Origin of the sequence: Streptomyces sp. NPDC002232, assembly GCF_042890295.1 — a bacterium.
Lineage (GTDB): Bacteria > Actinomycetota > Actinomycetes > Streptomycetales > Streptomycetaceae > Streptomyces.
On record NZ_JBIARV010000004.1, the window covers coordinates 250622 to 272873 of the forward strand.

A 22252-nucleotide genomic window follows, 5' to 3' on the forward strand; every position below is an offset into this window, starting at 1 on the left:
GCCGCCCGGCCGCCCCGGGGCGGCCGGGAAGGGGCGCGCGTCAGCCCAGTCGGGCGGCGGCCTCCTCGTCGCTGAGCGCGTCGATCTCGGCGATCAGCAGTGCCTCGATCCGGGCCGCGAGGGCCGCCGGGGTGGGGCTCTCGAAGGCGTCGCGGATCGACAGGTCGATGCCGACGTCGGCCCGGACGCGGGCGACGACCCGGGTGACCAGGAGCGAGTCCCCGCCCAGTGCGAGGAACTCGTCCGCCACCCCGACCTTCGCCACCCCGAGCAGCTCCTGCCAGATCTGGACCACCAGGGCCTCGGCCTCCGTGCGGGGCGCCACGTACCCGCCCGACGCGCCCAGCGGGTCCGGGTCGGGCAGGGCGGCGGCGTCGAGCTTGCCGTTGGCGGTGAGCGGGAGGGTGTCGAGCAGCACCACGGCCTCCGGCACCATGAAGGCCGGGAGGCGCAGCGCCAGGTGCTCCCGCAGCGCGTCCGCCCCGGGCGGAGCCGCCGGGGACCCCTCGCCGCCGTGCGGCCCCGGGACGGCGTAGGCGATCAGCCGGCGGCCCTCGCGGACCAGCACCGCCGCGCGGCCGACCGCCGGATGGGCCGTGAGGGCGGCCTCGATCTCGGCGGGCTCGATCCGGTAGCCGCGGATCTTCACCTGGCCGTCGGCGCGGCCCAGGAACTCCAGCTGCCCGTCGGAGCACCACCGGACGCGGTCGCCGGTGCGGTACATCCGGCCGTCCGGGCCGTCGGCGAACGGGTCCGGCGAGAAGGCCGCCGAGGTCAGCTCGGGCCGGGCCAGATAGCCGCGCGCGAGCCCCCTGCCGCCGATGTACAGCTCGCCCTCGGACCCGGCGGGCAGCAGGCCGCCGCGCTCGTCCAGGACGTAGAGCCGTACTCCCGGCAGCGGACGGCCCAGGGGCGGGCGCCGCCCGGCGCCGGGGTCCCCGCCGAGCGCGCCCGCGGTGACGATGACCGTGGCCTCGGTCGGGCCGTACGTGTTGACCAGCCGGACCGCGTCGCCGTGCCGCTCCCGCCACCGCGCGACGGTGTCGGCGCGGGCCTCGGACCCGCCGAGGACGACCAGGCGCAGCGCGGGCGGCCACGGGGTCCCGTCCCCGAGCGAGACGAGCTCCTCCCAGTAGGCGGTGGGCAGGTCGAGCACGGTGACGGTCCTTCCCGCCGCGTCGCGCAGCAGGTCGGGCAGGGTCCGGCCGCCACCGGGCAGGAGTACGACGCAGGCCCCGGCGGTGAGGGCGGGCCAGATCTCCTCGGCGTGGGTGTCGAAGCCGAGGGAGGCGAACTGCACGATCCGGTCGCCCGGCCCGAGCCGGTAGCCCTCGGGACCGGCCATCCACCGGACGCGCTCGGCGAGAGCGGCGTGCTCGACGACGACGCCCTTGGGGGTGCCGGTGGACCCCGAGGTGTAGAGGACGTACGCCGGCCCCTCCGGCGCGGTCCCGGGCAGCGCGGCCACGGCGGCCCCCTCGCGTACGGCCCCCTCGGTCCCTACCTCCTCGGCCCCGGTGTCCGGGCCGCCGACGGACAGCACCGGAACCCCGAGCTCCGGCTGCTCCCCGTCGGTGAGCAGCAGCGCGGCGTCCGCCTCGGCGAGCATCAGGCGCCGCCGCTCGGCCGGATGCGCGGGGTCGAGGGGCAGATATCCGGCGCCCGCCTTCCAGATCGCGAGCAGGGCGATGACCAGGGCGAAGGAGGGATCGATCCGGACGCCCACCGCACGGCCGGCCACCGGACCGAGCCGGACCGCCAGGTCGTCCGAGGCCCGGTCGAGTTCGGCGTACGAGAGGACGCGGCCCGCGCACTCCAGAGCGGGAGCGTCGGGGCGGGCGGCGACCTGCTCGGCGAAACCGCGCAGCACCGGACGGGCGTCCCCGGCGACGGCGGGTCCGGCGCCGAGGGCGAGGAGCGCGCCGCGCTCCTCGCCGGACAGCATCCAGTCGCCGTGCAGCGGGACCTCCACGTCTGCCACTGCCCGGGTGAGGAGGGCGTGGACCCGGCGCGCCAGCGCCTCGACGGTGGCCCGCTCGAAGAGCTCCCGGTCGAAGCAGAAGGAGAGTGTCATCCCGCCGTCCGGGGTGCGCCAGCTGTCCAGCAGCAGATCGGTCTTGGCCCGGTCGAAACCGGAGTCCATGCTCGCCGTGCGGACGCCCGCGGGCAGCCCCTCCCGCTCGTCGCCCCCGGCCAGTTCGTACTGGCTCTGGTGGACGAACACCGCCTGGTAGAGCGGACCGGCGCCGGGCGGCGCGGGCAGGTCCAGTGCGGCGGCCACCCGCTCGACCGGGACGTCCTGATGGGACAGCGCGGCCATCGTGGCGGAGCGCACCCGGCGCAGCACGGTGCGGAAACCGGGCTCGCCGGTGAGGTCCGCGCGGATCACCCCGGTGCGGGAGAAGTAGCCGAGCAGGGCCTCGTGGGCGGTCTCGTTGCGTCCGGCCAGCGGGGTGCCGACGGCGAAGTCGAGGCTGCCGGTCCAGCGGGCCAGCACGCACTGGTAGGCGGCGAGCAGCACCATGAACGGCGTGCAGCGCTGCTCGCGGGCGAGCGCGTCGAGCCCGGCGACGAGGTCGGGGCCGAGGGCGAGGTCGGCGAATCCGGCCGGGTGGGCGGGCTCGGCGGGCCGCGCGTGGTCCAGCGGCATCCGCAGGGTGCCGATCCCGTCCAGTCGCCCGGTCCAGTACCGGAACGCCTCCTCGGCCGCCCCGCCGTCCAGCCTGCTCCGCTCGGCGCGCGCGAAGTCGCCGAACCGGAGCTTGAGTTCGGGCAGTCCGGCCGGTCCCTCGCCGGTCTCCTCGCGGTAGAGGGCCAGCAGTTCGCGCCAGAGCACGGTGAACGACCAGCCGTCGGAGACGATGTGGTGGACGACCACGCAGAGGGCGTGCTCGTCCTCACCGGCACTGACCAGCACCGCCCGGAGCGGCGGGCGCTCACCCAGGTCGAAGGGGGCGTTGACGTGGGGGGCGCAGGCCGCGGTGAAGGCCTCCTCCGCGGCGTCCGGAATCGTGACCCGGGCGAGGACGACGTCCCGTACGGGCTCGACGAGCTGGACCGGGTGCTCGCCGTCCAGGGCGAATCGGGTGCGCAGCACCTCGTGCCGGGCGGTGAGCCGGGTGAGCGCCGCGCCCAGCGCCCGCGCGTCGACCGGACCGCTCCAGCGCCGGTTCAGGTACATGTTGAACCCGGCGTCCCCGGGGTGCAGTTGCTGGAGGAACCAGAGCCGGCGCTGCTCGTCGGTCAGCGGATGGCGGGCGATCGGGGTCGGGGAGGTCATGCGTGTCTCTCGCTTCTCGCGCGGGCCTTCAGGGTTTCCAGGCCGATCAGGTCGTCGGATTCGGCGTCCGGCACCTCGCGGTCGAAGCGGGCCAGGACGGGGATGCAGAAGCTGATCAGGACCAGTGCGGCCATGGCGAGGCCGAACACCAGGTAGAGCAGGCCGATGCCGCGGCCCTCACCGGTGCCGATCAGCGCGCCGACGGTCGGGGCGAGCGCGCCGCCCTCGTCCATCAGCGGCTGGAGCAGCTCGGGTCCCATCGGGGCGACCAGGGCGAAGCCGACCGGCAGGGTGGACCAGGCGACCATGGTGTTGACCGCGATCACCCGGCCGTGGAAGCGCATCGGGACCTTGGTCTGGACGACCGTCGCGTAGATGCCGTTGAGCAGCGCGAGCCCGTACGTCATGCCGAACGCGCCGACGGCGACCACGGTGACCGAGGGCCGCAGACCCGTGACGACGCAGGCGGCGGCCAGGCCCAGCGTGGCGATCAGCACCCCGCGCAGCCGCATCCGGCGCGGGCCTCCCCAGATCAGCAGGGTGAGGCCGCCCAGGACGGCGCCCAGGCCCGCGGCGGTGGAGACCCAGCCGGCCGACGCCGTCGAGGAGAAGGACAGCACCAGCGGGGTGACGAGCAGGAAGAGCGGCGACAGGAACACGTTCAGCGCGGCGAACCAGAAGAGCATGGCCCTGAAGTGACGGCTCCCGAGGGCCCGTCGGAAGCCCGCCCGGATCTCGGCGCCGACGGACTCGCGGCGGCCGGCGGCCATCGCGTCCGGGAAGCGCACCGCCAGGGTCACGCCGGTGGCGAGGACGTAGCTCACGACGTCGAAGACGAGGATGCCGCCGAGGCCGATCAGGTGCAGGATGCCGACCGCGATCAGCGGGACCAGGAACTGGGCCAGACCGAGGGCCATCTGGACGACGCCGTTGGCACGGCCCAGGAAGCGCTTCGGCACCAGCTGCGGCACCGCCGAGCCCCAGGCGACGCGCTGGAAGGCGAGCGCCGCGGAGAGCACCGAGATCAGCACGTAGGTGTGCCAGATCCGCAGCCCGCCGCCGAGGTAGAGGGCCAGCAGGACCGCCTGGGTCAGACCGGCCGCGACATCGCCCCACAGCATCACCCGGCGGCGGTCGCCCCGGTCGACGATCGCGCCGGCCAGCGGTGCGACGACGACGCTGGGCACCAGGCCGAAGGCGGCGAGCAGGCCGAGCTGGAACAGCGAACCGGTCTGAAGGTACAGCCAGATCGGCAGGGCGAACTCGGTGAGGGCCGAGCCGATCATCGAGAGCTGCTGACCGGTCGCGATGGTCAGGAAGCGTCCCATGGTCGGGCGGACGGGACCGCCCCCGCGCCTCCCGCGCGCGGTCCCCGGCGTCCCGGACCGCTCCGGCCGTCCCTGTGCGGGAGCCGGATCCGTCCCGGCCTCGGCGCGGGACACGCCCGCCAGCCACCAGGTCGCGTCGGCGGTGCGCGCGTGGCGGGCCTCCTCGCCGGCCGCCAGCGAACGGTGCACCCCCGTGAGGATGTCGGCCAGCTCCTCGGCCCGGTACTTCAGGTAGAAGTGACCGGCCTCGTCCAGGACCACCACGGCCGCGGTGCCGGTGATCCGGTGCCACTCGCGGAACCGCTCCTCGTAGAACTCGGTCGCCGGGTCGCGGTCGCCGCAGACCGCGATCACCGGAGCCGTGAGGGTGCCGCCCTCGCTCTCGTACAGCTCGCCGAAGTACCGCTCGGCGCCCTGGGTGCCGACCCGGCGGTTCCGCACGATCAGCCGCAGCTGTTCCTCGTCGACCTCGTCCACGTCCAGGCCCGCCGCCGCGAGGGCGTTGATCATGTCCTGGTCGCTGCGCAGACGGGCGGACAGTTCGGCGAAGCGCTCGGCCAGCGCGGCGCCGCGGCCCTTCGGCCGGGCGAACGGGAAGATGCCCCCCAGGTGGACGGCGTCGATCTCCCGGCCGGCGGCCTCCACCCGCCGGGCGATCTCCACGGTCAGCCGGACGCCGACCCCGCAGTGCCCGTAGAGCACCAGCGGGCCGGTGACGTTCGCGACGATCTCCTCGGCGCAGCGCCGGGCGACCTCGTCGATGTCCATCGCCTCCTCGCCCAGCTCGTGGCCGGGGACGGCGATGGAGTGCAGGGCCCAGTCCGCGGGCAGCGCGTCGGCCAGCGGCTTGTAGATCAGCGCGCTGCCGCCCCCGTAGGGCGCGCAGACCACACTGGCGGCCACGGTGCGGCGCTCGGGGGTCAGCAGATGCAGCAGGCCGCGCGGGCCGCGGTCGCCCTCGGGCGTCGCCACGAGCCCGGCGAGCCGTCGGACCGTCGGATACCGGAAGAGGTCCATGACCCCGACCGGGGTGGCCAGGTCGGGGAAGGCCCGGCGCATCCGCGCGACCACCTGGGTGGCGAGCAGGGAGTGACCGCCGAGGTCGAAGAAGTCGTCCAGCGCGCCGACCCGGGGGAGGTCCAGCAGCTCCTCCCACAGGGCGGCGATCACCCGCTCGGTCTCGCCCTCGGGTTCGACGTGCCCGGCGCCGTCGGACGGGCCGTCCGAGGGCTCCGGCAGCGCCTTCCGGTCGACCTTGCCGTGGGCGAGCAGCGGCAGCCGCTCCAGCACCACGTACCGCGCCGGGACCATGTAGTCGGGCAGGACCTCGCCCAGGGCGGCCCGCAGTGCGGCGGCGGTCGGCGCGACTCCGCCGGAGGGACGTTCCAGGTAGGCGACCAGGTTCTGCCGGACACCCTCGCCGCGGGCCATGACCACCGCCTGGGTGACACCGGGCAGGACGGTCAGCGCGGCCTCGATCTCGCCGGGCTCCACCCGGTAGCCGCGCACCTTGATCTGGTCGTCGCTCCGGCCGAGGTACTCCAGCGTGCCGTCCGGCCGCCAGCGCGCCAGGTCGCCGGTGCGGTACATCCTCGGACCGTCCGCCGGGTCGGCGTACGGATCGGGCAGGAACCGCTCCGCCGTCAGGTCGGGCCGTCCGAGGTAGCCACGGGCCAGCCGGTCCCCGCCCAGGTACAACTCCCCGGCGACCCCCGGGGGAACGGGGTCGCGCGCCTCGTCCAGCACATAGCAGCGCCCGCCGGCCAGCGGTCGGCCGATGGGGGTGCTGCCCGGCGCGTCCAGGTCGGCGGCGGTGACCTCGTGGACGGTGATCCCCACGGTCGCCTCGGTCGGCCCGTAGTGGTTGAACACCGCGCACCGGCCGAGCGCGGCGATGCCCGCGGCCCAGGCCCCGTTGCTGGCCTCGCCGCCGAGGACCAGCGCACGCCGGGGCAGCAGCTCCGCGAGGGGCGCGTCGGCGGTCAGCGCCGCCAGGTGGGAGGGCGTCATCTTCAGGTAGTCGATGCCCGCCCGCCCGATCTCGGCGGCCAGTTCCACGCCCGCGATCCGGCGCGGCAGCAGGTGCACCCGCCCGCCGGTCGTCAGGGCCAGATAGAGCATGGTGATGCTGAAGTCAAAGGAGAGCGACTGAAGCAGCCCGAAGGAGGACCCGGGCTCGATCCGCAGCCGCTCGCCCGCGCCGGCCAGGTAGTGGAGGATCTGGCGGTGCTGGACCGCGACGCCCTTGGGGGCGCCGGTGGAACCCGAGGTGTAGATCACGTACGCGAGGTGGTCCGGGCCGGAGACCTCCTCCAGGGGCGACCCGTCGCCCGGCGTCGCGTCCGCGCCGTCGTCGGTCAGCAGGTCGGCCGCCGCGTGGTCGCCGAAGCGCGGTCTCAGCACGGTGTCGGTGACGAGGACCTTGGCGCCCGCGTCGGCGACCAGGCGGGCCAGCCGGGCGGGCGGCTGCTCGGGGTCGAGCGGCAGGTAGCCGCCGCCGGCCTTGAGGACGGCGACCAGGGCGACCGCCAGCTCGGCGGACTGCTCCAGGCAGACGGCGACGCGGTCGTCCGCACCCACGCCCAGGGCCCGCAGGCGCCGGGCCATGGCGTTCGCGCGGCGGTCCAGCTCGCCGTAGCTGAGGGTCCGGTCCCCGTGGACGAGCGCCGTCGCCCCGGGCGTCCGGGCGGCCGTCCGGGTCAGCGCCTCGGTGAGCGTGGCGGGGCCGCCGTCCGGGAGCGCGGGACCGGCGGCCCACGTGTCGAGGACGGCCGTCCGCTCGGCCGCGCCGAGCAGCGGGAGCCGGTCGACCGGCAGGTCCGGGTCGGCGACGCCGGCCTCGGTCAGCAGCTCGAACCGCTCGGCGAGGCGCTCGACGGTGTCGGCGTCGAAGAGGTCGGTGCGGTAGGTGAACAGCCCGTAGAGGCCGCCGTCCGCCTCCTCGCGCATATAGAGCGCGAGGTCGGCGTGGGTGGTGGTGGCCTCGTAGCCGAAGCCCTCGGAGTCCGCGCGGCCCGGCGTGGGGCCGGCCGCGGGGTCGCCGTAGTTCTGGAAGGCGAAGGTGGTCTGGAAGACGGCGGCGCGACTGACGTCGCGTTCCACCGCGAGATCGCCGACCATCTGCTCGAACGGGACCTCCTGGTGCGCGTACGCGTCGAGCGTGGTCTCCCGGACCCGGTCGACGAGCTGTCCGAAGCCGAGGTCGGGGGCGAGCCGGGCGCGGATCGGCAGCATGGTGACGAACGCCCCGACCACGTTTTCCAGTTCACGGTGGAGACGGCCGGCGACGGCCGTGCCGACGGCGAAGTCGCGCTGCCCGGCGTGCCGGCCGAGCAGGGCCTGGTAGGCGGCCATCAGCACCATGTACGGGGAGGCGCCGTGGGCCCGCGCCACCTCGCCGATCCGCCGGAAGAGCGCGGGGCTCCAGCGGAACTCGGTGGCGGCGCCGTCGAAGGTCAGCAGCGCCGGCCGGGGACGGTCGGAGGGCAGCTCCAGGGCCGGGACCCCGTCGAGTTCGCCGCGCCAGTAGGCCCGTGAGGCGGCGAGCCGCCCGCTCTCCAGGCGGTCCCGCTGCCAGGCCGCGTAGTCGCCGAACTGTACTTCGACGGGCGGGAGTTCGCCGGGGGTGCCATGGGCGTGGTGGGCGTACCGGGTGTCGATCTCGCGGTGCAGGAGGTCGATGGACCACCCGTCGCAGATGATGTGGTGCATCACCAGCGCGAGGACGTGGTCGTCCTCGGCGATGCGGACGACCAGGGCGCGCAGCAGCGGCCCGGCCTGGAGGTCGAAGGGCCGCGCGATCAGCGCGCCGAGTTCGGCGGTGGCCCGCGCCCGGGGGTCGGGGTCGGCGGTGGCGTCCAGGTGCTGCGCGGTGAACGGCGCGGGTTCCGCGATCGTCACCTCGGCGGTGCCCGCCTCGGTGGTGCGGAAGGTCATCCGCAGGCTCTCGTGCCGGGCGACCAGGTCGGTCAGCGCCGCGTCGAGGGCGGCGCGGTCCAGGGGGCCCCGGAGGCGGCGGGCCGGTGCCAGGGTGTAGGCCGTGGAGCCGGGAGCGAACTGGTCCATGAACCAGAGCCGTTCCTGACCGCTGGAGAGGGGTGGTGCCGTCCCCGCCGGGCGGGGCTCCACCACCCGGGCGGGGGCGGTGGCGCCGCGCAGCCGCCGGCTGAGCAGGTCGCGCTTGGCTGTGGACCAGCCGGCGGGCAGGTCCTGGGTATCCGTCATCGGGTTCCTGTTCGGGCGTGCGGTGAGGGACTCATCGGACTCGTCGGTGCGGGGGAGCCGGGCGCACGGGCGCGGCGGAGGGCGCTCACCGCCGTCGGGCGGCGCGCACACCGGGGTCCGGGCACGGCGGGGGGCGGCCGTGCCCGGGGGGCCGGGGGAGGGGAGGGGGCCTACTGTCCGGCGCGGACGGCGGCGGCGATGCCGGCGGGGGTCGGGACGTCGAAGAAGACGTCGAAGTCGACCTCCACGCCCAGGGCGTCGCGGATCCGGGCGGCGATCTGCACCACCGTCAGGGAGTGCCCGCCGAGGTCGAAGAGGTCGTCCTCGGGTCCGACGTCGGGCAGGTCGAGGACCTCGGCCCAGATCTGGCGGACCGTCTCGGTGATCCCGTCGGCGGGCGAACCGTCGGCGCCGGACACCCCGGACGTCTCGCCGCGCGGCGCCGGTGCCTCGCGGGGCGGCACCGGCAGGGCCCGCCGGTCCAGCTTGCCGTTCGGGGTCAGCGGCAGGCGCTCCATCGCGAGCCAGCGCTGCGGGACCATCGCGGCCGGCAGGGTGCGCAGCAGGTGGTCGCGCAGGTCTGCGGGGGCGGGCGGACGGGCGCCCGCCGTCGGGACCAGGTAGCCCGCGAGGAACGGCTCGCCGTCGTCCTCGGCGCGGACGGCGACGGCGGCCTGGGCGAGGGCCGGGTGCTCCAGCAGCGCGGACTCGATCTCGCCGAGTTCGATCCGGTGGCCCCGGACCTTGACCTGGTCGTCGATCCGGCCGAGGAAGTCGAGCGCGCCGTCGGCCGTGCGCACGGCCTGGTCCCCGGTGCGGTAGAGCCGGGAGTCGGGCGGGCCGAAGGGGTTCGGTACGAAGCGCTCCTCGGTGAGTCCGGGCCGCCCGAGGTAGCCGTGGGCGACGCCGTCCCCGCCGATCAGCAGCTCGCCCGGGATGCCCAGCGGGGTGGGACGCAGCCGCTCGTCGACCACGTAGACCTGGGTGTTCGCGATCGGCCCGCCGATGGGGACCCGTACGGGGTCGGCGGGGATCTCGGCGCAGGTGGACCAGACGGTGGTCTCCGTGGGGCCGTAGACGTTGAACAGCCGGGCGGTGCGGGCGCGCAGGGCGCGGGCGAGCGGCAGCGGGAGCGCCTCGCCGCCGGTCAGGCCCGTGACGCCGGTCAGGGCGTCGACGCCGTTCCCGCCGGTGAGCATGACCCGCCATCCGGAGGGCGTGGCCTGGACGTGGGTGACCCCCTCGCCGCCGATCAGGGCGAGCAGTCCGGGGCCGTCGACGGCGAGTCCGTCCGGGGCGAGCACCAGCCGGCCGCCGGTGATCAGCGGCAGGTACAGCTCCAGGGCGGAGATGTCGAAGGAGAGCGAGGTCAGTCCGAGCCAGGCGTGCTCCGGGCCCGAGCCGAGCCGGTCGGCGAAGGAGGCGAGCAGGTTGACGAGGGCCTGGTGCCCGACCGCGACGCCCTTGGGGCGGCCGGTCGAACCGGAGGTGTAGAGGACGTACGCCACGTCCTCGGGACCGGGGGAGGTGTCCCGGCCGGGGCCGGGGGCCGCCTCGGCCGGGTCCGGCGCGGACGCCGGGAGGCGCAGGACGGCGGGAGCGGCGTCCGCGACGGCGGGGGCGGGCTCGCGGTCGGCGACCACCAGGACCGCCCCCGAGTCGCGCAGGACGAGGGCGAGGCGCTCGGCGGGATATCCGGGGTCGAGCGGGAGGTACGCCGCGCCGGTGGCGAGGGTGGCGAGCAGCGCGGCGGGGAGGTCGGCGGTGCGGTCGAGGTGCAGGGCGACCAGATCGCCGGGGCGGACGCCCCGGGCGCGCAGCACAGCGGCCAACCGATCGGCGCGGAGCAGCAGTTCGCGGTAGCTCAGGTGCGTTCCCGAGGCGGTGACCGCGATCGCCTCGGGGGTCGCGGCGGCTTGGGCGCGGACCAGGTCGAGCACGGTCCGGTCGGCCGGGTAGGGCCGGTCCGTCGCGTTGGGCCCGGTGGTGACGGCCCGGAGCTCGTCGGCGTCCAGGAGCGGCAGGTCCGCCGGCCGGGCGTCGGGCGCGGCGACCGCGCCGGCGAGCAGGGTGCGGTAGTGGCGGGCGATCCGGCGGGCCGTGTCCGGGGGGATGACGGCCGCGTCGTACTGGAGGCTGAAGTCGATGCCGCCGCCGGACGCGCCGGGCGTCCCGGGGGCCTCGACGGCCTGGAGGTGCAGGGTGTTGCGGGCGGTGCGGTGGGGCACGGCCCAGGCGACGCGGGCGCCGGTGCCGGGGAAGTCCGGGTCGGGGCCGCGACGGCGGTAGCCGAGCGAGACCGGGGCCAGGCCGACGCGGGGCTCAAGCCCGGGGACGGCGGCGCCGAAGGGCACCGCGCGGAAGGGATATCCGGCCCGCAGCTCGGCCCGCACGCCGGACGCGAACGCGGCGAAGGTCTCGGTCGCGTCGGGCGCGGGTGCGTGGACGGGCATCTCGTTGACGAACATGCCTATCTCGTCGGCCAGTTCGGGGGTCCGGGTGGAGAGCGGGACGGACACCGGAACCGCTTCCCCGCCGTAGCGGCGCAGCAGCGCGTGCAGTGCGGCGAGCAGGAACTCGAAGACCGTGGTGCCGGCGAGGGCGGCGGAGGCGGCCAGCGCGGTGGCCTCCGCGCGGTCGAGGCGCCACTCGACCGCACCGCCGGGCCCGGCGGCGGTCGAGGCGCGCGGCGCGCCGGGGAGGACCGGGTCGGTGGCGGCGGCCCAGCGCGGCCCGTACCACGCGGCGGCCCGCCGTACGGTGTCCGGATCGGGCACCGGCGCGGCCTGCGGCGCGGGCGCGGACAGGGGCGCGGCGCCGTACGCGGCCGCGAGGTCCCGGGTCAGGACGTCCTTGGAGTTGCCGTCGAAGACCGCGTGGTGGGCCGTGACCAGCAGGACCGCGCTGCGGTCGGCGCGCCGGTGGAGGGTGAAGCGGCTGAGCGGGCCGGTCTCCAGCGCGAAAGGCCGGGCGGCCTCGTCCGCGAGCCTTCGCTCCAACGCCGCCTCGTCCCGCGGCGCTTCGAGCACCACCAGTTCGGGCCGCTGTGCCGCGGCCTCCTGCCAGACCTGGCCGTCACGTTCCACCAGGCGGGCGGCGAGGGCCGGATGACGCCCGGTCACGGCGTCCACCGCGCGGGCCAGTGCCGCGGTGTCGACCCGGTCGAAGGAGATCCGCAGCGGCATGTGGAACGCCTCACGGGCCAGTCCCAGCCGATCGGTCAGCCAGATGCCCTGCTGTGCCGGGGAGGCCGGTATGCGGTCGGTCAGGGAGAGGACTTCGGACATCGGCGGCTCGCTTAGGACGTGGGAGCGTGGTCGAGGAGCTGTGCGGGTGAGGACACGGAGGAGCGGGGGCTCGGGCTTGCCGCACGCCGGGGTCCCCCGGCGCCTGCGGCGTTGCGGGGGCCCGGGTTCGGCGACGCCATCGGCCGCCGTGCGGCGCGGGCCCACCCCCCCGTGGGCCGGCCGACGGCCGTGAGCGGTCAGGACCGCCGGACATTCCAGGATGCCCCGAGGCGTCTGGTATCTCCGGCCCCGCCCGATGAAGACCATTGGTCCAGACCTGTCGAGAGATTCGCACAACGTCCAGGGGGCGTCAAGAGCCGTCCATCGCCCGGAATCAGCCTCCATGTCCGCGACGGGATTTCCTGACTTGCGCCCGAACATCCGTGTGTATGATCCGCTCTGACGACGCGTCAACACACCGCCATACAAAGGGGGATCGGACGCATTCGTTCCGGATGCCGTGCCACCGCGCGGGCCGCCGGGACCGGTCCCGGGGCGTCACGCGCGCGCGGGACCGCGCCTCAGGGGCGTTCCTCCGGAGGGACGCACAGCACGGGGACGGTGGACAGGTGCAGGAGCTTGTGCGGGGTCGATCCGAGGAGCGCTCCGCGCATCGGGCTCTCGCCCCAGGTGCCCACCACGATGACGCGCGCCGCGTGCCGGGCCGCCGCCTCGATGAGCGCCTGGTCGGGCTTGTCGTCGATGACCTCGACCACGGTCGGCACACCCGCCCGGTCGGCCTCGGCCACCGCGTGCTCCAGACCGGTCCGGCCGGCCTGGCGGATGGCCTCGTGGTGGGAGGTGTACTCCTCGCCGACCGGGCCCGGGGCCGCCGCCCCGTAGACGAGCACGAGCCGCTCGCCGAAGGCCGCCGCCACCTCCACCGCGATGCGCAGCGCCCGGGCGGCGCCGGGGGACTCGTCGTAGCCCAGGACGACCGACATCTCAGGACTCCTTGTGCAGGCCGTGGGAGCGGACCAGCTCGGGATCGGCCACGCCCGGCCGCTCCCGCCAGAAGGCGGGGGCCCGCAGCCTCCAGACGACCATGATGACGACCCCGACGAGGGCGATGCCGATGCCGATCACGAGCGGGGGGCCGAGCCCGAACCACGAGGTGCCGCTGTACGAGTTCGCGGGATCGGACATGTCGGCGACCGACCGCACCAGCAGCCACGCGAGCAGCCCCGCACCGACCAGCGGACCGAGCCCGATGAACAGGAAGTTGTGGACGCTCGCGAACAGGTGGCGGCGGTAGTACACCGCGCAGGCGACGCCCGTCAGCGCGTAGTAGAAGGCGATGAGCAGGGAGAGCGCGGTGAGCGAGTCGAAGAGGGCGTTCGAACTGATCTGGCTCACCACGAGGTACCAGACGATGGCGATCCCGGCGACCCACCACGTGCTCACGTCGGGCGTGCGGAAGCGCGGGCTGATGTGACCGTACGTGGACGGCAGCGCCCGGCGCCGGGCCATGGACAGCGCGGTGCGCGAGGCCGGGATGATCGTCGTCTGGGTGGAGGCGATCGCGGAGGTGGAGACGGCGAGGAGGAGGACCCAGTCCCAGCCGCCCAGCACGTCCGTGGCCAGCTTCGCGAAGACGAACTCCGCCTCGTCCGCGTTCTCCGCCAGGAACGTCGGCCCGGCGTACGCCACGACGGCGAAGCCCACGGACACGTAGGTCACCAGGAGGATGACGGTCGACCAGAGTCCCGCCTTGCCAGGCGCGGTAGCCGAGTCCTCGACCTCCTCGGTGAGGTTGACCGCCGACTCCCAGCCCCAGTAGATGAAGACGCCGAGCAGCAGCCCGCCCGTGAGCGCGGCCCCACCGGCACCGAACGGATTCAGCCAGCTCAGCGCCGGCTCCACCGAGTCGTACTTGCTGGTGCCGTCGTAGACGCTGTAGAGCGCCACACCCACGAAGATCAGCAGGCAGGCGACCTGGGCGAGGATGAGGACGTTCTGCACGTGGGCCGACAGCTCGGTGCCGATGACGCACACGGCCGTCATGACGAGGATGAGCAGGACGGTGAGCAGCTGGCGCACGAAGGTGTTGTCCACCCAGCCGTCCAGGCCGAAGGCGAGCAGCGCGAAGCTGACGGCCACGTCGGCGAGCGAGCCGACGACCAGCACGCCGGTCATCGTGATGGCCCATCCGCCGAGCCAGCCGGCCCACGGCCCCATCGCCCGGGTGACCCAGGAGAACGTGGTCCCGCAGTCCTGGTCGACCTTGTTCAGGTAGTAGAACGCGGACGCGATGAACAGCATCGGGACGAAGGACGCGACCATGACGCCGGGCGCGTAGATGCCCACCAGGGCCACCACGGGGCCGATCACGGCCGCCAGCGAGTAGGCGGGAGACGTGGCGTTCAGCCCGATGACGAGGGCGTCGACGAACCCGATGGCGTTCGCCCTCAAACCCACGGACCGCCCGGGGGGCGCGGCGTCCTCTGTGGTCATGTTCCCTCGCACCCGTCGAGCCGGACAGAACGGCGAGACCTACGCCTTCATCGTAGGGAGGCCGGATCAGGCGTGCATGCGCAGCGGGCGGCGCGCCCGCCAATCGGTCGGACGCCCGACCCGAACGGGTGAGGTACGGGCTCCGCCGCCCCGCCGGCCGGTCGCCGCTGCCCGAGGATCGCAGGCGGCCGACCGGCCACCGCGACCCGGAAGGGCGGCCCATGCGCATCCTGCTCGTCGCCGGCAGCTTCGACGGCCTCACCCAGCGCGTCCTGGCCGAGCTGTCCGACCGGGGACACGCCGTCGCGGTCGAGGTCGCCCCCGACGGCTCCGCCGTCCGCGAGGCGGTGACGCGCCACGCGCCCGATCTGGTCGTGGCCCGTCGAGGAGGCCCGACCGGTCTCGGCTGCGGCCGCGCTCGGCCTGGGGCCGGCCGACCGGGTCGTCGACCGCGGACCCGGGGAGTTCGACGCCGAGATCACCCGATCGGCCCTGCGGCCGGCATCCCGTGACCGGCTCCGGCCCCGGATCGCCGCCAAGAGGGCGGAGCACGAGCGCAAGGGGGCCCTCGCACCCCTTGCGGCCCACCGGGAGCACGAGCTCTCCCGGATGCGGGCGATCTTCGCCGATCCCGCCGCGCGCCCCCACGCGCTGCGCCGGGCCCACGTACGGAAGGAGGCGGGCCCCGCGCCCCGCACCCGGACGGCCCAGGTGCGGGCGCGGGCGGATCGGCCGACTGTTAAGCAAGACCGAGGCCCGAGATGAGGCCTTCGCCCCACCCCTCCGCAGGAGGCGACCCATGAGCGCAACAACACCGGCCCCGGTCGAGGACCAGGGTGCCGCACCCGGCAGCGAAGAGAAGCCGATCCACATCCTCTGGATCAACGCGGGCCTCAGCTGTGACGGCGACTCGGTGGCCCTGACGGCCGCCATGCAGCCCAGCATCGAGGAGATCGCCCTCGCCGGGCTGCCGGGGCTGCCCCGGATCGCGGTCCACTGGCCGCTGATCGACTTCGAGTGCGGTCCGGTGGGCGGCGCCGACACGTTCATCGAATGGTTCTTCAAGGGAGAGCGCGGCGAGATCGACCCCTTCGTGCTCGTCGTGGAGGGATCCATCCCCAACGAGGCCATCAAGCAGGAGGGCTACTGGAGCGGCTTCGGCGACGACCCGGAGACCGGTCAGCCCATCACCACCAGCGAGTGGATCGACCGGCTCGCGCCCAAGGCCCTCGCCGTGGTCGCGATCGGCACCTGCGCCACGTACGGCGGCATCCACGCCATGGCGGGCAACCCGACCGGCGCGATGGGCCTCCCGGACTACCTCGGCTGGGACTGGAAGTCCCACGCCGGCATCCCGATCGTGTGCGTGCCCGGCTGCCCCATCCAGCCCGACAACTTCGCGGAGACCCTGACCTATCTGCTCTACCAGGCGGTCGGCTCCGCGCCCATGATCCCGCTCGACGACAAGCTCCGCCCCACCTGGCTCTTCGGGGCGACCGTGCACGAGGGCTGCGACCGGGCCGGCTACTACGAGCAGGGCCAGTTCGCGTCGACGTACGACTCGCCCCAGTGCCTCGTCAAGCTCGGCTGCTGGGGGCCGGTCGTCAAGTGCAACGTCCCCAAGCGCGGCTGGATCAACGGCGTCGGCGGCTGTCCGAACGTCGGCGGCATCTGCATCGCGTGCACCATGCCCGGATTCCCGGACAAGTTCATGCCGTTCATGGACGAACCCCCCGGCGGCAAGGTCTCCAGCACCGCCAGCGGCGTGTACGGCTCCGTCATCCGCCGCCTGCGGACCCTCACGGCCAAGACCGTGGACAAGGAGCCGAAGTGGCGGCACACCGGCGAGCGGATCACCACCGGCTACCGCCCGCCCTGGTGACCGGCGGCCACCCCGCACCACCCCCGCAGGACCCCCCATCCATCCCACTGTTCGCACCGGCGAACAGATGACGAAGGGCATCGCAGCGACCATGGCATCTCCGGCGAAGACGACGGGTGACGGCTCCGGCCTTGTGGAGATGGCGTGGGACCCCATCACCCGGATCGTGGGCAGCCTCGGCATCCACACGAAGATCGATTTCAAGCAGAAGCGCGTCGCGGAGTGCTACAGCACGTCCTCCGTCTTCCGCGGCTACAGCGTCTTCATGCGGGGCAAGGACCCCCGCGACGCGCACTTCATCACCAGCCGCATCTGCGGCATCTGCGGTGACAACCACGCCACCTGCTCCGTGTACGCGCAGAACATGGCGTACGGCGTGAAGCCGCCGCACCTCGGCGAGTGGATCATCAACCTCGGCGAGTCCGCGGAGTACATGTTCGACCACAACATCTTCCAGGAGAACCTGGTCGGGGTCGACTACTGCGAGAAGATGGTCCGCGAGACCAACCCCGGCGTCCTGGAGCTCGCCGAGCGCACCGAGGCCCCGCACGCCGGCGAGCACGGCTACCGCACGATCGCGGACATCATGCGCTCCCTCAACCCCCTCGAGGGCGAGTTCTACCGCGAGGCGCTCCAGGTCAGCCGCTACACCCGGGAGATGTTCTGTCTCATGGAGGGGCGGCACGTCCACCCCTCCACGCTCTACCCCGGCGGCGTCGGCACGGTCGCGTCCGTGCAGCTGTTCACCGACTACATGAGCCGCCTGATGCGGTACGTGGAGTTCATGAAGCGCGTCGTCCCGCTCCACGACGACCTCTTCGACTTCTTCTACGAGGCGCTGCCCGGCTACGAGGAGGTCGGCCGCCGCCGCGTGCTCCTCGGCTGCTGGGGCGCCCTCAACGACCCCGAGCACTGCGACTTCACCTACGCGAACATGACCGACTGGGGCCGGCGGATGTTCGTCACGCCCGGAGTCGTCGTCGACGGCAAGCTGGTCACCAACGACCTCACCGAGATCAACCTCGGCCTGCGCATCCTGCTCGGCAGCTCGTACTACGAGGACTGGCAGGGCCAGGAGCAGTTCGTCACCCACGACCCGCTGGGCAACCCGGTCGACCCCCGCCACCCGTGGAACCAGCACACCATCCCGGCCCCGCAGAAGCGGAACTTCGACGACAAGTACAGCTGGGTCATGTCCCCGCGCTGGTTCGACGGCAAGGACCACCTCGCCCTGGACACCGGCGGCGGCCCCCTCGCGCGCCTGTGGTCCACCGCGCTCTCCGGCCTCGTCGACATCGGCTACATCAAGGCCACCGGGCACAGCGTCGTCATCAACCTCCCCCGGACGATGACCAAGCCCGAGACCACCTTCGAGTGGCGGATCCCGAAGTGGAGCAACGCCCTGGAGCGCAACCGCGCGCGCACCTACTTCCAGGCGTACGCGGCCGCCGTCGCCCTGCACTGCGCCGAGAAGGGCCTGGAGGAGGTCCGCGCCGGACGCACCCAGACCTGGGAGAAGTTCGAGGTCCCGGACCAGGCCATCGGCGTCGGCTTCACCGAGGCCGTACGCGGCGTCCTGTCGCACCACATGGTCATCAGGGACGGCAAGATCGCCAACTACCACCCCTACCCGCCGACGCCGTGGAACGCCTCCACGCGCGACACGTTCGGGACCCCCGGCCCCTACGAGGACGCGGTGCAGAACACCCCGATCTTCGAGGAGAACACGCCCGAGAACTTCAAGGGCATCGACATCATGCGCGCCGTGCGCAGCTTCGACCCCTGCCTGCCGTGCGGCGTCCACATGTACACCGGCAGCGGCAGGACCGTGAAGCAGATGCACGTGCCCACCGGCCTGAGCGGCCTGGCCGGATGAGCACGACCACCGCCGAACAGGCGGGCCGACGGGTCGAGGAGGTCCTGGACCGGCTGGCCGAGACGGGCGACGCCGAGGCCTGCGCGGCCGCAGAGGAGGTCGTACGCGTCCTCATGGAGTTCTACGGCAGCGGCATCGCCCGCGTCGTCGAGCTCCTGGGCCGTCCCGCCGCCCGTCCGCCCGCCGACCCGCTGGGCCCGCTGCTCGCGGACGACCTCGTCGCGAGCCTCCTCAACCTGCACGGGCTGCACCCCGAGGACGCGCCGACCCGCATCGAACGCGCCCTGTCGGGTCTCGCGCAGCCCCTGGAGAACGCCGGCTTCGACCCGGCGACCGGCGTGCTGCGGCTGCGCGCGACCGCCTCGTCCGGCTGCGGCTGCTCCGGCACCCAGGAGTCCGTCCGGCAGGCGGCGGTCGACGCCCTCGCCTGCTTCGCCCCCGAGGTGACCGCCGTGGAACTGGAGAGCGGCGCCCCGCGCGAACCGGCACTCCTCCAGATCGGCACCCGTCCCGCGGCCGCCCGGTGAGCGGGCCGCCGAACAGCGCCGTGCGGCCCCCCGGGCCGCGCGGCCTGCGCCGGTTCACCGCCCCCCGCCCGCCCCGCGAGGAGCGCTGCGAACTGTGCGGCGCCCCGCTGGCGGCCGAGGCCCGGCACCCGCACCTCGTCGACACCGACCGGCGGGCCCTGGTCTGCGCCTGCGGCCCGTGCGCCCAGCTCATGGACCGCTCCGCGGCCTCCCCCGGCCGCTTCCGCGCGGTCCCCGGCCGCTTCCTGGACGACCCGGAACACCGGATCGACGACCGCACCTGGGAGTCCCTGCGGATCCCCGTCTCGGTCGCGTTCTTCTTCCAGAACTCCTCCCTCGGCCGGCCGGTGGCGCTCTACCCGAGCCCCGCCGGGGCCACCGAGAGCGAGCCGGACGAGGAGGCCTGGCGGTCCGTCCTCGACGCCACCCCGCTCGCCGCCCTCCTCGAACCCGACGTCGAGGCCCTCCTGCTGCGCCGCCATGAGGGCCGCACCGAGTGCTTCCTCGTCCCGGTCGACCTCTGCTACGAACTGGTGGGCCGCATGCGACTGCACTGGCAGGGCTTCGACGGAGGCGCGGAGGCGCGGGCCGACCTCGACGCGCTCTTCGCCCACGTCCGCGGCCTCGCCCGCACACCGCGGGGGAGCCGGCCGTGACCGAGTTCTCCTTCAGCTGCACCGGCGTCCGCGCCGACGCCTACGCCGCGGGCCCCACCCTCGTGTTCCGGCTGCGGATCACCGCCTCCGGCGGCACCCGGGTCCACGCCATGGCCCTGCGCTGCCAGATCCGCGTCGAACCCGCCCGGCGCGGCTACGACGACCAGGAGGCCGCCGCCCTGGGCGACCTCTTCGGCGAACGCTCCCGATGGGGCAGCACCCTCAACCCCGTCCAGTTCGCCCACGCCTCCGTCATGGTGCCCGGCTTCACCGACGCGATCGAGACCGACCTCGTCGTGCCGTGCACCTACGACACCGACATCGCCGCGTCGCGCTACCTCCGCGCGCTCTCCGACGGCGACGTCCCGCTGCTCCTGCTCTTCTCCGGCACCGCCTTCACCGGCGCCGGCGGCTTCCACGTCGAGCCGGTGCCCTGGGACAAGGAGGTCTCCCACCGCATGCCCGTGAAGACCTGGCGCGAGATGATCGACCAGCACTTCCCCGGCTGCGGATGGATCCGGCTCCCCGGCGACACGATGGACGCCCTGCTCGCCTACCGCTCCCGCCGGGCCCTCCCCTCGTGGGAGGCCACCGTCGAGTCCCTGCTCGAAGCGGCGGGGGAGAGGACACGATGACCACGGTCGCCTTCACCCCCGCCACCGAGGCGCGGTTCGCCGTCGCCCGGCACGTCGCCGACGCCGTCCTCTTCGAGGGGTACGTGCTCTACCCGTACCGCGCGTCCGCCGCGAAGAACCGGCTCCGCTGGCAGTTCGGGGTCCTCGTGCCGCCCGCCTGGAGCGCCGCCGCCGAGGAGCACGACTTCCAGCTCACCGAATGCCTGATGGAGCCCAGGACCGGCGCCGAACTCGCCGTGGAGGTCCGCTTCCTGCGCGCCCAGCGGCGCACCGTCGAGGAACGGCGCGAGGACGGCACCTTCGCCCCGGCCGGCGAACTCCGCCTGCCCGACCGGGTCCTGGTGCCCTGGGACGAGGGCGTCGAGGAACGCGTCACCCTCACCGTGCCCGTCGCCGACCTGCGGGGCGACGGCACCGTCCTGCCCTTCACCCGGCCCGCCGCCGAGGAGACCGAGGAGGTCACCGACACCGGCGGACGCGTCCTCGGCCGGCTCGTGCGCCGCTGCGAGGAGATCAACGGGGCCCTGCGGATCTCGGCGGCCGAACTCGACGGCCCCTACCGCGTCGAGCGGCTCTCCGTCACCGTCGAGAACACCAGCACCTGGACCGCCGACGGCGACACCGACCGCCACGCGGCCCTGCCCCACTCGCTCGTCGCCACCCACACCCTGCTCCGCCTCGACGGCGGCTCGTTCCTGTCGATGACCGACCCGCCGGAGTGGGCGAAGGGCGCGGTCGCCGCCTGCCGCAACCTGCACACCTGGCCCGTCCTGGCCGGCGAACCCGGCCGCGGCGACCTCGTGCTCTCCTCGCCGATCATCCTGGACGACCACCCGGCGATCGCGCCCGAGAGCCCCGGCGCCCTCTACGACGCGACCGAGATCGACGAGATCCTCGCCCTGCGCACGGCGGCCCTCACCGACGAGGAGAAGCGCGAGGCCCGGGGGACCGACGCCCGCGCGGCGGCCGTGATCGAGCTCGCGGACACCATGCCGCCCGAGGTCCTCGAACGCCTGCACGGAGCCGTGCGGAGCCTCCAGAGCGTCACCGGGCCGCCGAAGCCCACCGGGAACGTCCTCGCACCCGAGACCCCCTGGTGGGACCCGGGCGGCGACACCGGTGTCGATCCGGACACCGACCACGTCCTCGTCGACGGACGCGCCGTCCGCGCCGGCAGCAGGGTCGTCCTGCGCCCGAGGCTGCGCCGCACGGACGCCCAGGACCTCTTCCTCGACGGGCGCCGCGCGCTGGTCGAGGCGGTGCTCCACGACGTCGACGGCGGCGTCCACATCGCCGTGACGGTCGAGGACGACCCGGGCGCCGACATCCGCCGGGAGCAGGGCCGCTTCCTCTACTTCCAGCCCGACGAGGTCGAAGCCGCGGAGGACGAGTGAACACCCCCGCGCCCGACTCCCCGGCACCGGGCACGGCCCGCACCCTCGTGGCCGGGGTGGGCAACGTCTTCCTCGGCGACGACGGCTTCGGCGTCGAGACCCTGCGGCTCCTCGCCCGCGAGCGGCTCCCCGCCTCCGTCGAGCTGTCCGACGTCGGGGTCCGGGGCGTCCACCTCGCCTACGAGCTCCTCGACGGCTGGGACACCCTGGTCCTCGTCGACGTCACCGCACGCGGCGGCGACCCCGGGACGCTCTATCTGATCGACGCCTCCGCCGCCGAGGACCGCGGCACCGGGCCCGCACCGCTCGACGGCCACCGCATGACCCCCGACGCCGTCCTCGCCCTGCTCGACACCCTCTGCGCCGGGACCGGAGCCACCCCGCCCCGGCGGATCCTCCTCGTCGGCTGCGAACCGGCCTGCCTGGACGAGGGCATCGGGCTCAGCCCGCCGGTCGCGGCCGCCGTCCCCGAGGCGGTGCGCATGGTGACCGAACTGGTCCGCCAGGAAGCCGCCGTATGAACACCGAAACGGAGAGCAGCATGCACAGGAACGTCCTCGGCGCCGCACTCGCCGCCACCGCAGCCCTGGCCGCCCTGGCCGTCGCCGTCGCGGTCCTCCCCGACGTCCGGCGCTATCTGCGCATGCGCCGGATGTGACTCGGGGGCCGGTGGCGGCGGCTGCACCGAACGGACGACACCCCCGTCCGG

General features: G+C 74.3%; 14 protein-coding genes. 9 read left to right on the plus strand and 5 right to left on the minus strand.

Translation table 11 applies throughout. The features are described from left to right. Nucleotides 1-40: 40 nt before the first annotated feature. The 5 genes from ACFYXU_RS19165 to ACFYXU_RS19185 all read right to left on the minus strand — a co-directional run bounded on the left by ACFYXU_RS19165 (nucleotide 41) and on the right by ACFYXU_RS19185 (nucleotide 14573). On the minus strand, nucleotides 41-3280 hold the full coding sequence (locus tag ACFYXU_RS19165; protein WP_389458764.1) for an amino acid adenylation domain-containing protein: 3240 nt from the start codon (nucleotides 3278-3280) through the stop codon (nucleotides 41-43). Continuing rightward, nucleotides 3277-8832: an amino acid adenylation domain-containing protein gene (locus tag ACFYXU_RS19170; RefSeq protein ID WP_389458767.1), complete on the minus strand. Its 5556-nt coding sequence runs from the start codon at nucleotides 8830-8832 to the stop codon at nucleotides 3277-3279. The genes ACFYXU_RS19165 and ACFYXU_RS19170 overlap by 4 nt, the downstream gene beginning before the upstream one ends. Before the next feature lie 170 nt (nucleotides 8833-9002). Then, entirely contained in the window at nucleotides 9003-12119 is a 3117-nt protein-coding gene (locus ACFYXU_RS19175; protein WP_389458769.1) for an amino acid adenylation domain-containing protein, read from the minus strand. 521 nt (nucleotides 12120-12640) lie between these two features. Then, nucleotides 12641-13063 carry a universal stress protein gene (locus tag ACFYXU_RS19180; protein WP_329852518.1) on the minus strand — a complete coding sequence of 141 codons (423 nt, stop codon included), beginning with the start codon at nucleotides 13061-13063 and terminating at the stop codon, nucleotides 12641-12643. A 1-nt stretch (nucleotide 13064) separates the two neighbouring features. Then, nucleotides 13065-14573, minus strand: coding sequence for an APC family permease (locus tag ACFYXU_RS19185; protein WP_361391281.1), 1509 nt, complete (start codon nucleotides 14571-14573; stop codon nucleotides 13065-13067). Between the two features lie 221 nt (nucleotides 14574-14794). On the opposite strand from ACFYXU_RS19185, the gene ACFYXU_RS19190 reads away from it, so the two are divergent. The 9 genes from ACFYXU_RS19190 (at nucleotide 14795) to ACFYXU_RS19230 (ending at nucleotide 22201) form a co-directional block, all read left to right on the plus strand. Further along, nucleotides 14795-15085, plus strand: a complete 291-nt coding sequence (locus tag ACFYXU_RS19190) for a hypothetical protein (RefSeq protein WP_389458771.1) — start codon at nucleotides 14795-14797, stop codon at nucleotides 15083-15085. 287 nt (nucleotides 15086-15372) lie between these two features. Continuing rightward, nucleotides 15373-16455, plus strand: coding sequence for a hydrogenase expression protein HypE (locus ACFYXU_RS19195; protein WP_376512498.1), 1083 nt, complete (start codon nucleotides 15373-15375; stop codon nucleotides 16453-16455). A gap of 91 nt (nucleotides 16456-16546) precedes the next feature. Then, entirely contained in the window at nucleotides 16547-18331 is a 1785-nt protein-coding gene (locus ACFYXU_RS19200; RefSeq protein WP_376512500.1) for a nickel-dependent hydrogenase large subunit, read from the plus strand. Further along, the gene (locus tag ACFYXU_RS19205) at nucleotides 18328-18858 is read left to right on the plus strand and encodes a hypothetical protein (protein WP_384567908.1); all 531 of its coding nucleotides are present in this window, start codon (nucleotides 18328-18330) and stop codon (nucleotides 18856-18858) included. The genes ACFYXU_RS19200 and ACFYXU_RS19205 overlap by 4 nt, the downstream gene beginning before the upstream one ends. After that, on the plus strand, nucleotides 18855-19514 hold the full coding sequence (locus tag ACFYXU_RS19210; protein WP_376512504.1) for a DUF5947 family protein: 660 nt from the start codon (nucleotides 18855-18857) through the stop codon (nucleotides 19512-19514). Before ACFYXU_RS19205 ends, ACFYXU_RS19210 begins: the two co-directional genes overlap by 4 nt. Beyond that, a complete protein-coding gene (locus ACFYXU_RS19215; RefSeq protein ID WP_376512506.1) occupies nucleotides 19511-20149 on the plus strand; it encodes a DUF6084 family protein in 639 nt (212 codons plus the stop codon). The genes ACFYXU_RS19210 and ACFYXU_RS19215 overlap by 4 nt, the downstream gene beginning before the upstream one ends. Next, nucleotides 20146-21543: a hypothetical protein gene (locus ACFYXU_RS19220; RefSeq protein WP_389458775.1), complete on the plus strand. Its 1398-nt coding sequence runs from the start codon at nucleotides 20146-20148 to the stop codon at nucleotides 21541-21543. Before ACFYXU_RS19215 ends, ACFYXU_RS19220 begins: the two co-directional genes overlap by 4 nt. Continuing rightward, nucleotides 21540-22064: a hydrogenase maturation protease gene (locus ACFYXU_RS19225; protein WP_376512509.1), complete on the plus strand. Its 525-nt coding sequence runs from the start codon at nucleotides 21540-21542 to the stop codon at nucleotides 22062-22064. Before ACFYXU_RS19220 ends, ACFYXU_RS19225 begins: the two co-directional genes overlap by 4 nt. Next, nucleotides 22061-22201: a DUF6893 family small protein gene (locus ACFYXU_RS19230; RefSeq protein ID WP_376512511.1), complete on the plus strand. Its 141-nt coding sequence runs from the start codon at nucleotides 22061-22063 to the stop codon at nucleotides 22199-22201. The genes ACFYXU_RS19225 and ACFYXU_RS19230 overlap by 4 nt, the downstream gene beginning before the upstream one ends. The last annotated feature ends 51 nt before the right edge of the window (nucleotides 22202-22252 follow it).

Coding starts and splice junctions, on each gene's coding strand:
- ACFYXU_RS19170 (WP_389458767.1), bottom strand. CDS start 8,832: ATGACGGATACCCAGGACCTGCCCGCCGGCTGGTCCACAGCCAAGCGC.
- ACFYXU_RS19205 (WP_384567908.1), top strand. CDS start 18,328: ATGAGCACGACCACCGCCGAACAGGCGGGCCGACGGGTCGAGGAGGTC.
- ACFYXU_RS19175 (WP_389458769.1), bottom strand. CDS start 12,119: ATGTCCGAAGTCCTCTCCCTGACCGACCGCATACCGGCCTCCCCGGCA.
- ACFYXU_RS19220 (WP_389458775.1), top strand. CDS start 20,146: ATGACCACGGTCGCCTTCACCCCCGCCACCGAGGCGCGGTTCGCCGTC.
- ACFYXU_RS19180 (WP_329852518.1), bottom strand. CDS start 13,063: ATGTCGGTCGTCCTGGGCTACGACGAGTCCCCCGGCGCCGCCCGGGCG.
- ACFYXU_RS19200 (WP_376512500.1), top strand. CDS start 16,547: ATGGCATCTCCGGCGAAGACGACGGGTGACGGCTCCGGCCTTGTGGAG.
- ACFYXU_RS19195 (WP_376512498.1), top strand. CDS start 15,373: ATGAGCGCAACAACACCGGCCCCGGTCGAGGACCAGGGTGCCGCACCC.
- ACFYXU_RS19230 (WP_376512511.1), top strand. CDS start 22,061: ATGAACACCGAAACGGAGAGCAGCATGCACAGGAACGTCCTCGGCGCC.
- ACFYXU_RS19165 (WP_389458764.1), bottom strand. CDS start 3,280: ATGACCTCCCCGACCCCGATCGCCCGCCATCCGCTGACCGACGAGCAG.
- ACFYXU_RS19190 (WP_389458771.1), top strand. CDS start 14,795: ATGCGCATCCTGCTCGTCGCCGGCAGCTTCGACGGCCTCACCCAGCGC.
- ACFYXU_RS19185 (WP_361391281.1), bottom strand. CDS start 14,573: ATGACCACAGAGGACGCCGCGCCCCCCGGGCGGTCCGTGGGTTTGAGG.